Below are 13,125 nucleotides of genomic sequence, written 5' to 3'. Positions count from 1 at the left end.
CGGCGGCCGTGACGACCCGGTCAGCGGGGACAATGGGGGCGTGACGTCTCGCGCTCCCCGGTCGACCACCACCCGCACGCCTCGCGTCCGTGCCTCCGAGCTCGTCGGACGCGGCTGGCTGAACACCGGTGGCAACACCGTGACGCTCGCCGACCTCCGCGGCAAGGTCGTGGTCCTCGACTTCTGGACGTTCTGCTGCATCAACTGCCTCCACGTGCTCGACGAGCTGCGCGAGCTCGAGGAGGCGCACCGCGACGATCTCGTGATCATCGGCGTGCACTCGCCGAAGTTCGAGCACGAGGCCGACCCCGACGCCCTGGCTGCTGCCGTCGAGCGGTACGAGGTGCACCACCCCGTGCTCGACGACCCCGAGCTCGTCACCTGGTCCGCGTACACCGCGCGCGCCTGGCCGACGCTCGTCGTCATCGACCCCGAGGGGTACGTCGTCGCGCAGATGGCGGGGGAAGGCCACGCCTCGGCGATCGCGGCGCTCGTCGATGAGCTCGTCGCGGAGCACGACGCGAAGGGGACGTTGCACCGGGGCTCCGGTCCGTACGTCCCGCCAGCGCCCACGTCGGGCACGCTGCGGTTCCCTGCCAAGGCGATCACGCTCCCGGGCGGGAACCTGCTCGTCGCCGACGCCGGCCACCACTCGCTCGCCGAGCTCGCGCCCGACGCCGAGACGCTCGTTCGCCGCATCGGGACCGGCGAGCGCGGGCTCGTCGACGGCGCGTCCGACGTCGCGCGATTCAGCGAGCCGAACGGGTTGTGCCTCGTGCCCGACGAGCTGCGGTCGTCGCTCGGGTACGACGTGCTCGTCGCCGACACGGTGAACCATGCGTTGCGGGGCGTGCGGTTGTCGGACGGCGTCGTGACGACCGTCGCGGGGACGGGTGAGCAGTTTATGGTCGGGGGGGTCGAGAACGTCGTCTTCTCGTCGGGCATCGCGTCGGGTGCTGTGGTCGGGGCGGCCGGGGACGGCGGTGGTGGCGGGTCGACCATCCGGTCAACGCGCAGCACCTCCCGACTCCATCATCGGCTCCCGCCACGACCCGCCACCACCACCGTCCCCGCCCTGTCCTCCGAGCGTCGCCTCGGTCCCTTCGATCCCCGTGCCACGTACGAGCCGCTCGACGTGAAGCTGTCGTCGCCGTGGGACGTGGCGTGGTCCGGCGAGCTGGGCGGGTTCGTCGTCGCGATGGCGGGGAACCACACCCTGTGGGCGTTCGACGGGGGCTGGAAGATCGGGCTGCTCGCCGGGACGATGAACGAGGGGCTCGAGGACGGGCCGGGGGAGTCTGCGTGGTTCGCGCAGCCGTCCGGGTTGGCCGTGGCTGCCGACGGGGCGGTCTGGGTCGCGGACGCCGAGACGTCGGCGCTGCGCCGTGTCGACGGGCTGCGTGGCGGGGTCGCGGTCGTGCCGGACGGCGTGACGGTACGGACCGCCGTCGGGCAGGGGTTGTTCGACTTCGGGCACCGCGACGGACCGACCGACCAGGCGTTGTTCCAGCACCCGCTCGGCGTGGCGGTGCTGCCCGACGGGAGCGTCGTCGTCGCCGACACGTACGACGGCGCCATCCGGCGCGTCGTGCTCGACGGCGCGGGGCCGGGCGCCGACGTCGGGGACGACGCCGCGGGCACGCGGCTCGCGGGCGAGGTCACGACGGTGGCAGCGGGACTCTCGGAGCCGAGCGACGTCGTCGTGCAGGTGGTCGAGGAGGCCGACGGGCCGGCGCAGGTGCACCTGCTCGTCGTGGAGTCCGCCGCCCACCGGATCACGCGCGTGGCGCTGCCCGCCGGTCTGGCGGGCGAGGTGCTCGACGGCGGCGCGCACCGCACGCAGCGTCCCGTCACCGAGATCACGGCCGGGGCGCTGCGGCTCGACGTGCCGTTCGTGCCCGCGCCCGGTCAGAAGCTCGACGACCGGTTCGGGCCGTCGACCGAGCTACGGGTGAGCGCGACGCCGCCGGAGCTGCTGCTCTCCGGGGCGGGCACGGGCACCGAGCTCGGCCGGGACCTCGCCATCAACCCCGCCGTCACCGAGGGCGTCCTGCACGTGACCGCACGCGCGGCGTCGTGCGACGTCGTGCCGCTCGGGCAGGACGGCGAGCCGGATCCGGACGTCTTCCCCGCGTGCCACCTCGCACAGCAGGACTGGGGCGTCCCGGTGCGGGTCGTCGTCGGGCACGGCACGCCGGGAGCCGTCCCGGAGCTCGCGCTCCCGCTGCGTGGCTGACGGCGAACCCCGGTCTGTTCGGCGCGCGTGGCGACCGTGGTTCCGGGCGCCCGTCACTCCCAGGTGAGCAGCTCCTCGCCGTGGGAGGCCCACGCGCCGGTCTCGGCGAGGGGGGTCACGGCGTCGGGCTTCGCCTCGAGCGCGACGACGGGGCACACGGCGGACCGGCCGCCTGCCCGGACGGCCGCGGGGTCCCACGAGACGAGCACGGTCCCGCGCTCGACGTGGTCGCCCTGCGCGACGTGCGTCGTGAACCCGTCGCCGCCGAGCTTCACCGTGTCGATGCCGAGGTGCACGAGGACGGCACGGCCGTCGTCGTGCTGGACGACGAACGCGTGCGGGTGCAGCTTGACGACCGTCCCGGTGATGGGGGCGACGGCGACGCCGCCCTGGGTGTCGTCCGGCTCGACGGCGAGCCCCGGGCCGACGAGTCCGGCGGAGAACACCGGGTCGTCGACCTCGCTCACGTCGACGACGGTGCCGGTCACGGGCACGAGGACCGTCAGCGGCGCCCCCATCAGCGGAGGTCCTCGATGTCGCTGGCCAGCGTGTCCGCCTCGGGCCCCACGATCACCTGGATCGCGTCGCCCGAGCGCACGACGGCGATCGCGCCCGCCGCGGTGAGCGCCGCGTCGTCGACGAGCGCCGGGTCGTCGACCTCGACCCGCAGCCGGGTGATGCACGGCTCGAGGTCGAGGACGTTCGCGTCGCCACCGAGGGCGCGGAGGATCTGTTCTGCCTTGCTCACGGGGTGCTCCTCGTGGTCCGGTCCGGCCACGGCCGGTCTGCGGGTCCCGGCGGGCCGGGCTGGGTGGTGGGGCGTCGTCACATGAGGTCGGCCAGGTCGGACGCGATCGTGTCGACCTGGGGGCCGACGACGACCTGCACGACGCGGCCGTTGACCATGACGCCGAAGGCGCCGGCACGGCGCAGTGCCGCCTGGTCGACGAGGGACGGGTCCTTGACGAGCGATCTCAGACGGGTGGTGCACGGGTCGATCTCGTCGACGTTCTCCACGCCGCCGAGCCCGGCGAGGATGGTCGCGGCGCGCTCGGCGTCGGACAGGGTCATCGGTCCTTCCCTTCAGTCGGCACGGCCGGCGTCGGCCGGCGCGGGCACGGTGGCGAGCGGGACGTCGTCGTCCAGCGGTACGGGTCGGGGTCGCGGCACGAGCATGGGTCGCGCCTCGCGGAGCGGGACGACCATGCTGTAGCGGTCTCCGCGGTAGCAGGAGCGCGAGTACATGAGGGGCTGGTCGCCGGCGAACGTCCGCCGCACGGTCCGCAGGACGGCGCGGGTCCCGCGCATCTCGAGCAGCGCCTGCTCCTGCGCGGTCGCCTCGGAGGCGGAGATGGTGTCCTCGCCCCACGTCGGCGCGAGGCCGCGCTCGCGCAGCGCCCCGTACATGCTCGGGGGCACGCCGTCGTCGAGCAGGTCGGGGGCGAGGTCGCACGGGATCCACACCTCCTCGACGCTCATCGGGGAGCCGTCGGCGGACCGCAGGCGCACGACGTGGTGCATCACGGACCCCTGCGGGCGGCCGAGCGCCTCGGCGACGGAGACCGGCGCGGGGGCGGCGGCGGTCTCGAGGACGCGCGTCCCCGGCTCCATGCCGCGCCGTCGGGCCTCCTCGCCGAACGTCGTCAGGCGCATCTCGAAGTCCGTCCGCGGCGGGGCGACGAACGTCCCCCGTCCCTGCGCGCGCTCCAGGACGCCCTCGGTCACGAGGGCGTCGATGGCCTGCCGGACGGTCATGCGCGAGACGTTGAACGTCTCCGTGAGCGTGCGCTCCGAGGGGATGGCGTCGCCGACGTCGAGCTCCGTCGTCACGAGGTCGGCGAGGTACGCACGCACCGCGAGGTACTTGTGCTCACCGCCCTGTGCCCGTGCTCTGCTCATCGTCGCGCGTCGCCCTCGTCCGTCGGTCGTCTGCTCGTCGTGCACCCGCGCATTCTCCCGCCGGCCGCCGACGAGTCGACGGAGGCTGCGGACGCCGCCCGTGTGGCCCCCGTCACTCCCGGGGGTTGACACATCATGAGGTCTAGACCACTCTTCCTGCAAGTGGTCCAGACAACTGGACCGGCAACGACGCCCGCACCGTCGCGCCCACTGCCGCCGCACGACGCCTGCCCGGCCTGGCTCCAGGCCGTGACCCCGGAGGAGAACACCATGACCACCGTCGCGGAACCGACGAGGACGAAGCGGGGGATCCCCGGCTTCGCCCAGCTCCAGCGCATCGGGCGCTCCCTCATGCTGCCCATCGCGTCCCTGCCCGCAGCAGCGCTGCTCCTGCGGCTGGGCCAGCCCGACATGCTCGGCGCCGACGGTGTCGCGGGCACCTTGCCGTGGATGCAGCCCGTCGCCGACGTCCTCGGTGCCGCCGGCAACGCGCTGTTCGGCAACCTGCCGATCATCTTCGCCCTGGGCGTCGCGGTCGGGTACGCGAAGAAGGCCGACGGCACGACGGGGCTCGCCGCGCTCATCGGCTACCTCGTGTTCGCGGGCGTGAGCGACTCGCTCTCCCCGTACGTGCTCGGGGAGGCCGCGGAGGGCGAGACCCAGGAGCTCATCAACTACGGCGTGCTCGGAGGCATCGTCATCGGCCTCACCGCCGCGCTGCTCTACCAGAAGTACTACCGGATCAAGCTGCCCCCGTACCTCGCCTTCTTCGGCGGCCGGCGGTTCGTCCCCATCGTCACCGCGGGTGCGGCCGTGCTCATCGCCGTCGTCGGCGCGCTGATCTACCCGGCGTTCGACTGGCTCATCAACGACACGATCGGCGGCTTCGTCACCGGCTCCACGATCCTCGGCGCGTTCGTCTTCGGCACGCTCAACCGCCTGCTCGTCCCGCTCGGCCTGCACCACCTGCTCAACTCGCTGCCGTGGTTCCAGTTCGGCAGCTACGAGACCGCCGACGGCACCGTGGCGAACGGCGACATCTTCCGGTTCCTCGCGGGAGACCCCACGGCTGGCACGTTCCTCACGGGCTTCTTCCCGATCATGATGTTCGCGCTGCCCGCCGCGGCGCTCGCGATCGTCCACACCGCCAAGCCGAAGAACCGCAAGGTCATCGCCGGCATCATGGGATCCGCGGCGCTCGTCTCGTTCGTCACGGGCGTGACCGAGCCGCTCGAGTTCGCGTTCCTCTACGTCGCGTACCCGCTCTACGTCATCCACGCCGTCCTCACGGGCACGTCGCTCGCGCTCGTCAACGCGCTCGGCATCCGGGACGGCTTCGGCTTCTCCGCGGGCGTCATCGACTACCTGCTGAACTTCCGCATCGCCGAGATGCCGCTGCTCCTCATCCCGATCGGCCTCGGGTACGCGGTGATCTACTACTTCCTCTTCCGCTTCGTCATCACGCGCTGGAACCTGCGCACGCCGGGCCGCGAGGACGACGACGAGCCGGGCCTCGCGGCACCGGACGCCACCACCGACGCGCCCGTCGCCGCCGCCTCCTCCGACGCTGCCTCCTCGGGGGTCGACCGCTCCGTCGCGGACGCGTCCGACCCGGCGGGTCGCCGGGACGGGGTCGTGGGTCCGGAACGGGCGGGCTCCGGTGCGGGACCGGCGTCCGGCTCCCGCGGCGGGGGTGCGGCGTGACGGTCGCCGACGCCGCCCGTGCGGCCGGCGCGCCCGCGGGGCTGGCGGGCGTGCCCGTCAGCCCCGGGCGGGTGGTCGGCGTCGTCGTGACGATGCCGGCCCCCGTGCCGGAGCCCGACGACGAGCGGCTGCCCGAGGGCGCCGACGTCGAGCTCGCGGTGACGCAGGTCCTCGCGGCGGTCACCGCGGTCCAGGAGGACCTGACCGCGCGCTCGGCGCGCGCCGAGGGGACCGCCGCCGAGGTGCTCGCCGTGACCGCGGCGATGGCCGCGGACCCGTCGCTCGCGCGCGACGCGGTCGGTCGCGTCCAGGACGGCCGGACGGTCCCGGCGCGCGCGGTGTGGGAGGCGGGGTCCGACGCCGCGGCGCGGCTCGAGGCGGTCGGCGGGCTCCTCGGCGAGCGGGCCCGCGACGTGCGCGACGTCCGGGACCGGATCGTCGCGACGTTGCTCGGGCTCCCCGTGCCCGGCGTCCCGGACCCCGGTCACGCCGTCGTGCTCGTCGCCGACGACCTCGCACCCGCCGACACCGCGCAGCTCGACCCCGAGCGGGTGCTCGCGGTCGTCACCCACGGCGGAGGGCCGACGTCGCACACCGCGATCCTCGCGCGGGCCCTCGGCATCCCCGCCGTCGTCGCGGTCGACGGGGCGCTCGACCTGCGCGACGGCGAGACCGTGGTCGTCGACGGCGCGGCCGGGACCGTCGAGCGCGACCCGTCGGCCGCCACCGTCGCGGCCGTCGCGTCCGGGCGGCGCGAGCGGCGCACGTTCGACGGCACGGGCCGGACCGCCGACGGGCGCCGCGTCGAGCTGCTCGCGAACGTGGCCTCGGGGGAGGACGCGCGCGCCGCGGCCGCCGCGGGTGCGGAGGGGGTCGGGCTGTTCCGCACCGAGTTCTGCTTCCTGGGGCGGGCCGTCGAGCCGGGCGTCGACGAGCAGGTCACGGCCTACCGGGCGGTGCTCTCGGCGTTCGGCGGGCGCAAGGTCGTGGTGCGGACGCTGGACGCCGGCGCCGACAAGCCGCTGCCGTTCGTCACGCCGGGGACCGAGCCCAACCCGGCGCTCGGCGTCCGCGGCCTGCGCACCTCGCGGCGCCACCCCGAGGTGCTGGACCGTCAGCTCCGCGCCATCGCGCGCGCGGCCGCCGCCGAGGCCGCCGACGTGTGGGTCATGGCGCCGATGATCGCGACCCCCGACGAGGCGGACGCGTTCGTGGAGCTGTGCGCGACGCACGGCCTCGACCGCGCGGGCGTGATGATCGAGGTACCGTCGGCAGCCCTCGGTGCACGCTGGGCGCTCGCGCGCGCGACCTTCGCGAGCATCGGCACCAACGACCTCACGCAGTACACGATGGCGGCGGACCGCGAGGTGTCCGACCTGGCGCGGCTCGCGACGGCGTGGCAGCCGGCGGTGCTGGCCCTCGTCGGCGCGGCGTGCTCCGGTGCCGCGCTGAACGGCCGGCCGATCGGCGTGTGCGGCGAGGCCGCCGCCGACCCCGTGCTCGCACCCGTGCTCGTGGGCCTCGGCGTCACCTCGCTGTCGATGACGCCCGTGGCGCTCGCGGACGTCGCGGCGGTGCTGGCCGCGACGTCGTCGGGGCTGTGCGAGGAGCTCGCGTTCCTCGCGCTGCAGCAGCCCACCGCGGACGCCGCGCGCGCGGCGGTGCGCGCGCGGCTCCCGGTGCTCGAGGAGCTGGGTCTCTAGGTCAGGAGACGGTGGTCTGCTCGAGGAAGGCGGCGAGCGCGTCGAGCGCCGCGGCGGCCCCGTCGCCGTCGTCCGTCGTGGCCAGCACGACCTCGTCGCCCGCGTCGACGCCGAGGGTCATGACGCCGAGGATGCTCGCGGCCTCGACGGGCTCGCCGCCGCGCCGGGCGATCGTCACGGGCGTCGGCTGCGCGGCGGCCGCCTTGACGAACAGCGCGGCGGGGCGGGCGTGCAGGCCCTCCGTGAGGGCGACGACGACGGGACGTTCCACGGGGCTCTCCAACCGACAGGTGGTCTGGACCACCTCATCGTAGGGGGCCGCGGTCGTGGAGGGAAGGGTCCGCTGGTGTGGGTCGCCGACGACGGGTCTAGGGTGGCCCGCATGTCAGACGCGACGACGCCGCGGCCTCCGGCCGAGCCGGGAGAGCCGCGCATCCACGTCACCCTCTCCACCGCCAGCGTCTACCCGCGGCGCGCGGCCTACGCCTTCGAGGCCGCCGCCGACCTGGGCTACGACGGCATGGAGGTCATGGTGTGGTCCGACGAGACCACGCAGGACGCCGCGGCGCTCCACCGGCTCTCCACCGACCACGGCATGCCGATCCGCAGCATCCACGCGCCGACGCTCCTCGTGAGCCAGCGCGTGTGGGGGCGACCCCCGGGGCCCAAGCTGCGGCGCAGCGTCGAGCTCGCCCAGGAGGTCGGGGCGAGCACGGTCGTCGTGCACCCGCCGTTCCGGTGGCAGTACAAGTACGCGCGCGAGTTCGAGGAGCTCGTCCGCGAGCTCGACGAGACCGAGGGCGTGACGATCGCCGTCGAGAACATGTACCCGTGGCGCGGGCGCAAGCGCGAGATGCAGGCGTACCTGCCGGGCTGGGACCCGTCCGAGCACGGGTACGACCACGTCACGCTCGACCTGTCGCACGCGGCGGTCGCCCAGCAGGACGCCCTGATGCTCCTCGACGTGTTCGACGGCCGGCTCGCGCACGTCCACCTGGCCGACGGGTCGTCGTCGATCAAGGACGAGCACCTCGTCCCGGGCCGGGGCGACCAGCCGTGCGACAAGGTGCTCGGCGAGCTCGTGCGGCGCGGGTGGTCGGGCGACGTCGTCGTGGAGATCGCGACGCGCCGCGCGCGGACGGCGGCCGAGCGCAGGGAGGACCTCGCGGCGTCGCTCTTCTTCGCGCGCACCTACCTCTCGCCCGACCCCCACCCGGCCTACGAGCCGCCGCCGGGCCACGCGCACCGCCACCTCGACGCCTGGTGACCCCGCACTCCGTCGGCTAGCGCCGTCGGGTAGCGCGCCGTCGGGCGGCGCGGGGTCGGGCGGCGCGGCGTCGGGAAGGTGCTGCCGGCGCTGCCGGGCTCGCCCGTCGGACGAGGCGAGCCCGGCACCGAGCGCCGGTGGTGTCAGTCCGAGCCGTAGGCGACGACGGCCTCCTCCGAGACCTGCTCGCCGTCGCGCTCCGCCGTGACGGTCACGGTCGCCTCGCCCGCGGGGGCGTCCGCGACGCGCGTGGCGAAGGACTGGTAGGCCGACCTGCCGGGCGCGACGTCCTCGAACGTCCGCGTGCCGTACGGCGTGCTGACGGTGACGTCGACCGCCGTCTGCTCGTCGTTGACGACCCGCACCGCGACGAAGTCCTTGCTCCCGACGGTGCGCAGCTGCGCCTCCGCGGAGAAGGCGAGGTCCACGTCGCCGCCGACCAGCGCGGACTGCCAGTCCGTGAGGTCCGCGAGCTTCGTGGCGAGCAGCGCGGTGTCGCCGGCGGCGTCGGAGAGGTTCCCGACGAGCGCCTGGGCCGCGGCGATCGCGGCGAGCGCCGCAGCGTGGTCGCCGGCGTCCGCGGCGGCCTCCGCGTCGTCGAGGTGAGCCGTGATGGCCGCGACGGCCTCCGCGTCACCGTGGCTCGACGTGTCGAGCTCCTCGACGATGCCGTCGACCTCGCCGAAGGTCACGCAGTTGCCGCCGCCCTCGACGACGCCCGCAGTCCACTCGACGCCCTTGAGGACGTGCTCGCGGAACAGCGGGTCGGTCCACGACTGGTCGGTGTGGCCCGCGCCCTCGTACCAGGAGCGGCCGCCCTCGAAGTTGTGGCACCACGCGAGCGGGTGGTCCTCGCCCATCGCGTTGTTGCCCGGGGAGTACGTCGACTCGTCGAGCGTGATGAGGACGTGCACGTCCTCACGGGGGTTGGTCGTGTAGTTGTACCACTCGTCGAACCGCTCCCAGGCGGCGGGCAGGAACTCCGTCGACGGGTGCGCCGGGCTCTCGACGCGCATGGTCGCGGTCTGCTGCGCCGGGTGGCTCGCGAAGCGCGCGCCGCCACCGGTGAGCGCGCTGTACCAGGGCACGGTGTGCATCGTGTCGGTCGCGGCGTGGAGGCCCACGAACCCGCCGCCGGAGCGGATGTACCCCTGGAACGCGGCGAGCTCGGCGTCGTCGAGCAGGCGCGGCGTCGCCGGGTTGAGCGAGTTGGTGTTGTCGACCGGCGAGGCGAACACGATCGTCGCGTACTGCTGGAGGTCCTCGGTGCTGGTGAAGGGCGTGCTGTCCAACGTCAGGTCGGGCTGGCCCGGCGAGCCGCTGCCCCACCAGCCGGACGAGGTGTTCGGCGGGTCCCACACGTCGACGGTGAAGCCGTTCTCCGCGCCGAGCTCGATGAGCGTGCGCGTCGTGTCGTCGATGTGGGAGTGCCGGAACCCGAGGGTCTCGCCCACCACGAGGATCTTGTAGGGGTCGTCGGCAGCGGCCGCGACCGTCGCGGCCGGGGTGCTGGACGACGCCGGCGCGGCGAGCGCGACGCCCGTCACGGCCAGGGGCACGACGACGAGCCCTGCCGCCGCCCGATGGATCGTCTTTCCGTTGAACAAATGCATGCGTGCTTCTCCTCGTCTCGCCGGTGAGCAGTGAGAGCCGTGTCCGCCGTCGCGGTGATACGACGGCGGTACCGGCTACTTTTAGCGCCCGTCGTTCAAAAGTCAAGGAAACCGAGCGGTACTTCTGCGCGCCACAGCCCATCGGAAGGCGTTGCGCAGCACGTAGCGCCCGTCCTCCCGGCGGAACGGGGCGGCTGCGGTGAGCAGCGCGGGCGCGACCTCGGCGCGGTCCTCGGCGTCCGCCCCGGCGGTCAGCGCGCGCACGAGCGACGTCGCGTCCGGCAGGACCATCGGCGTCGGGGTGAGCCGCTCGGCCTCGACGGTCAGGCCGTGAGAGGCGAGGAGCTCGCCCAGGTATCCGGGCTCACGGGTCTCGTCGCTCGGCTCGTGGCCGTCGCCGGCGAGCGCGCGCTCGAGGACGGTGAGGTCGTTGCGGTCGTCCTCCGCCCAGGTCGCGACCGCGACCCGGCGGCCCACGCGCGCGCACTCGTCGAGCGTCTCCCCGACGTCCGTGAACGCGAGCGCGTTCACGAGCGTGACCAGGTCGAACGCGTCGTCGGGCCACGGGAGGTCCTCGCCGGCCGCGACGCGCAGGTCGCTGAACGGGCTCCGCGCGCGGGCGAGCTCGAGCATCGAGGGAGAAGGATCGCAGCCTGCGGTGACGGCGCCGGCGTCGTCGAGCAGGGCGAGGAGCTCCCCCGAGCCGCAGCCGACGTCGAGCACGCGCCACCCCGGGGCGAGACGGGCCGCGGCGAGCATCGCACGCTGCGCCGGCTCCGCGACCGGGGCCCAGAACCGCGCCCAGTCGGCGGCGACCGATGACCAGTCGTCGACGTCGTCCATGCCCCCATCCTCGCCCGGCGTCCGCCCGGCCGCGTAGGCTCGTCGACCGTGGCCCGGGTCAACGGTCTTCTCGCCGACACGACGCCCCTGCGTGTCTCCGTACCGTTCCGACGCCTGTGGTGGGGGCTCGGGATCTCGAACCTCGGGTCCCAGCTCACCGTCGTCGCCGTGGGTCTCCAGGTCTACGCGCTCACCGGGTCGTCGCTCGCCGTCGGCGTCCTCGGCATCTGCGCGCTCGTGCCGCTCGTCGTGCTCGGGCTGTACGGGGGAGCGCTCGTCGACGCGTACGACCGGCGCAAGGTCGCGCTCGCGGCGTCGGCCGCGCTGTGGGTGATCACGGGCCTCGTCGCCCTCCAGGCGTGGCTCCACCTCGACTCGGTGGGGGTGCTCTACGCGCTCGTCGCGGCCCAGTCCGCGGCGTTCGCCATCAACAACCCGGCCCGGTCGGCGATCATCCCGCGCCTCGTCGAATCGCGGCTCCTGCCCGCCGCGAACGCGCTCCAGACCCTCGCCTGGAACGTCGCCCTGACCGTCGGGCCGCTCGGCGGTGCCCTCCTCGTCGCGCTGTGGGGCTACCAGGTCGCGTACACGATCGACACGGTGCTGTTCACCGCCGCGCTGTGGGCGGTGTGGCGGCTCCCGGACATCCCGCCCTTGTCAGGAGGGGCGGCCGACGAGGCGGCCTCCGGACCCGGCCCGGCCCGACGTCGCCGGCGCGGCCGGGTGGTCGGGTGGCGGTCCGTCGTCGACGGGCTGCGCTACCTCGGCACGCAGCCGAACATCCGCACGACGTTCCTCGCCGACCTCGCCGCGATGGTGCTCGCGTCGCCGCGCGTGCTCCTGCCGGCGGCGGGCGTCGTGTGGCTCGGCGGGGGAGAGGCGACGACGGGCGTGCTCACCGCCGCGTTCGCGGTCGGGGCCGTGCTCGCGAGCGCGTTCTCGGGCGGCCTCTCGCGCGTGCGGTGGCAGGGCAAGGTCATCGTGTGGGCGATCACCGCGTACGGCGTGTCGATCGTCCTGTTCGGGCTCGTGCTGCTCGGTGCGGGAGCGACGTCCCCGACGACCGTGCTCGTCGGATGGGTCGTCGCCGCGTGCGTCGCGCTCGCGCTCGCCGGGGCGTCGGACGCCGTGAGCTCGGTCTTCCGTCAGACCATCCTCCAGACGGCGGCACCCGACGAGATGCGCGGTCGGCTCCAGGGCGTGTTCATCGTCGTCGTCGCGGGCGGGCCGCGGCTCGGGGAGCTCGTGCTGGGCGCGCAGGCGACGTGGACGGGGGAGGCGTGGGCGGCGGTCGCCGGCGGGGTCGCGTGCGTCGTCGCGCTGTGGCTCGTGGTCCGCGCGCAGCGCCGGTTCTGGCGCTACGACGCGCTCCACCCCGAGCCCTGAGCGTCGCCGAGCCGTTCGATGCGCTCCCGACCCCAGTCGCCGAGAGACTCGAGCGCCGTGTTGAGCGCGCTGCCATGACCGGTGAGCGAGTACTCGACGCGCGGCGGCACCTCGGGGAACACCTCGCGCACGAGCAGGCCGTCGGCCTCCATCTCGCGCAGCTGCTGCGCGAGCACCTTGTCGCTCACGCCCGGCAGGCCGCGCTTGAGCTCGGCGTAGCGGCGCACGCCGTGGTCCTCGAGCTCCCAGAGGATCAGCGACTTCCACTTGCCGCTCACCACGTCCATCGCGGCGTCGAGGCCGCACACGTAGGGACCGCGGCGTGGGGGCAGGGCCGTCGACCCGTCGCGCTGCACGGTCACGGAAGGTGTCGTCGTCATCGCTCGCTCCTTCGTCTCCGGTCGGCGGGTCGGTGCCGTCGACGGGTGCCGTCGCAGGGATCCCGGGCGTCCACCCGCCTGGCCTGCACGCTCA

Annotated in this window: 13 protein-coding genes; 5 read left to right on the top strand and 8 right to left on the bottom strand. The window is 74.3% G+C overall.

Going from position 1 to position 13,125, the window contains the following annotated elements:
- The first annotated feature begins 40 nt into the window (after positions 1–40).
- Positions 41–2,236: an NHL domain-containing thioredoxin family protein gene (locus ACWPWV_RS05340; RefSeq protein ID WP_454041902.1), complete on the top strand. Its 2,196-nt coding sequence runs from the start codon at positions 41–43 to the stop codon at positions 2,234–2,236.
- A 53-nt stretch (positions 2,237–2,289) separates the two neighbouring features.
- Here the strand turns inward: ACWPWV_RS05340 and ACWPWV_RS05335 are convergent, their stop codons facing one another.
- From ACWPWV_RS05335 to ACWPWV_RS05320, 4 genes are all read right to left on the bottom strand, one after another.
- Positions 2,290–2,754, bottom strand: a complete 465-nt coding sequence (locus ACWPWV_RS05335; protein ID WP_454041901.1) for a PTS sugar transporter subunit IIA — start codon at positions 2,752–2,754, stop codon at positions 2,290–2,292.
- Positions 2,754–2,984 carry a glucose PTS transporter subunit EIIB gene (locus tag ACWPWV_RS05330; RefSeq protein WP_251152160.1) on the bottom strand — a complete coding sequence of 77 codons (231 nt, stop codon included), beginning with the start codon at positions 2,982–2,984 and terminating at the stop codon, positions 2,754–2,756. Before ACWPWV_RS05330 ends, ACWPWV_RS05335 begins: the two co-directional genes overlap by 1 nt.
- A 77-nt stretch (positions 2,985–3,061) precedes the next feature.
- The gene (locus ACWPWV_RS05325; protein ID WP_251152161.1) at positions 3,062–3,307 is read right to left on the bottom strand and encodes a glucose PTS transporter subunit EIIB; all 246 of its coding nucleotides are present in this window, start codon (positions 3,305–3,307) and stop codon (positions 3,062–3,064) included.
- 12 nt (positions 3,308–3,319) lie between these two features.
- Complete coding sequence (locus ACWPWV_RS05320) at positions 3,320–4,180, bottom strand: GntR family transcriptional regulator (protein WP_454041900.1); 861 nt, start codon at positions 4,178–4,180, stop codon at positions 3,320–3,322.
- Positions 4,181–4,405: 225 nt separating this feature from the next.
- Between ACWPWV_RS05320 and ACWPWV_RS05315 the strand changes: the two genes are divergently transcribed.
- Positions 4,406–5,839, top strand: a complete 1,434-nt coding sequence (locus tag ACWPWV_RS05315) for a PTS transporter subunit EIIC (protein WP_454041899.1) — start codon at positions 4,406–4,408, stop codon at positions 5,837–5,839.
- A complete protein-coding gene (gene ptsP, locus ACWPWV_RS05310; protein WP_454041898.1) occupies positions 5,836–7,542 on the top strand; it encodes a phosphoenolpyruvate--protein phosphotransferase in 1,707 nt (568 codons plus the stop codon). Before ACWPWV_RS05315 ends, ptsP begins: the two co-directional genes overlap by 4 nt.
- A 1-nt stretch (position 7,543) precedes the next feature.
- Here ptsP and ACWPWV_RS05305 read toward each other — a convergent pair whose 3' ends face one another.
- The gene (locus ACWPWV_RS05305) at positions 7,544–7,813 is read right to left on the bottom strand and encodes an HPr family phosphocarrier protein (RefSeq protein ID WP_454041897.1); all 270 of its coding nucleotides are present in this window, start codon (positions 7,811–7,813) and stop codon (positions 7,544–7,546) included.
- Positions 7,814–7,924: 111 nt separating this feature from the next.
- Between ACWPWV_RS05305 and ACWPWV_RS05300 the strand changes: the two genes are divergently transcribed.
- Positions 7,925–8,809 (top strand): sugar phosphate isomerase/epimerase family protein, encoded by an 885-nt coding sequence (locus ACWPWV_RS05300; RefSeq protein ID WP_454041896.1) that lies wholly within the window; start codon positions 7,925–7,927, stop codon positions 8,807–8,809.
- Positions 8,810–8,952: 143 nt separating this feature from the next.
- Here the strand turns inward: ACWPWV_RS05300 and ACWPWV_RS05295 are convergent, their stop codons facing one another.
- Together ACWPWV_RS05295 and ACWPWV_RS05290 are read right to left on the bottom strand one after the other, a co-directional pair.
- Positions 8,953–10,422, bottom strand: a complete 1,470-nt coding sequence (locus ACWPWV_RS05295) for a ThuA domain-containing protein (protein WP_454041895.1) — start codon at positions 10,420–10,422, stop codon at positions 8,953–8,955.
- A 102-nt stretch (positions 10,423–10,524) separates the two neighbouring features.
- On the bottom strand, positions 10,525–11,265 hold the full coding sequence (locus tag ACWPWV_RS05290) for a class I SAM-dependent methyltransferase (RefSeq protein WP_454041894.1): 741 nt from the start codon (positions 11,263–11,265) through the stop codon (positions 10,525–10,527).
- 48 nt (positions 11,266–11,313) lie between these two features.
- On the opposite strand from ACWPWV_RS05290, the gene ACWPWV_RS05285 reads away from it, so the two are divergent.
- Complete coding sequence (locus tag ACWPWV_RS05285) at positions 11,314–12,651, top strand: MFS transporter (protein WP_454041893.1); 1,338 nt, start codon at positions 11,314–11,316, stop codon at positions 12,649–12,651.
- On the opposite strand, the gene ACWPWV_RS05280 is transcribed toward ACWPWV_RS05285, so the two are convergent.
- Positions 12,624–13,031, bottom strand: a complete 408-nt coding sequence (locus ACWPWV_RS05280; protein ID WP_454041892.1) for a winged helix-turn-helix transcriptional regulator — start codon at positions 13,029–13,031, stop codon at positions 12,624–12,626. The two genes, ACWPWV_RS05285 and ACWPWV_RS05280, sit on opposite strands and share 28 nt — an antisense overlap.
- Positions 13,032–13,125: the final 94 nt, after the last annotated feature.

Source organism: Cellulosimicrobium sp. Marseille-Q8652 (genome assembly GCF_965112045.1).
Note: the sequence above shows the minus strand (reverse complement) of the source record. Positions and strands in the feature narration are given on the sequence as shown.

Coding starts and splice junctions, on each gene's coding strand:
- ACWPWV_RS05325 (WP_251152161.1), bottom strand. CDS start 3,307: ATGACCCTGTCCGACGCCGAGCGCGCCGCGACCATCCTCGCCGGGCTC.
- ACWPWV_RS05295 (WP_454041895.1), bottom strand. CDS start 10,422: ATGCATTTGTTCAACGGAAAGACGATCCATCGGGCGGCGGCAGGGCTC.
- ACWPWV_RS05335 (WP_454041901.1), bottom strand. CDS start 2,754: ATGGGGGCGCCGCTGACGGTCCTCGTGCCCGTGACCGGCACCGTCGTC.
- ACWPWV_RS05280 (WP_454041892.1), bottom strand. CDS start 13,031: ATGACGACGACACCTTCCGTGACCGTGCAGCGCGACGGGTCGACGGCC.
- ACWPWV_RS05300 (WP_454041896.1), top strand. CDS start 7,925: ATGTCAGACGCGACGACGCCGCGGCCTCCGGCCGAGCCGGGAGAGCCG.
- ACWPWV_RS05290 (WP_454041894.1), bottom strand. CDS start 11,265: ATGGACGACGTCGACGACTGGTCATCGGTCGCCGCCGACTGGGCGCGG.
- ACWPWV_RS05315 (WP_454041899.1), top strand. CDS start 4,406: ATGACCACCGTCGCGGAACCGACGAGGACGAAGCGGGGGATCCCCGGC.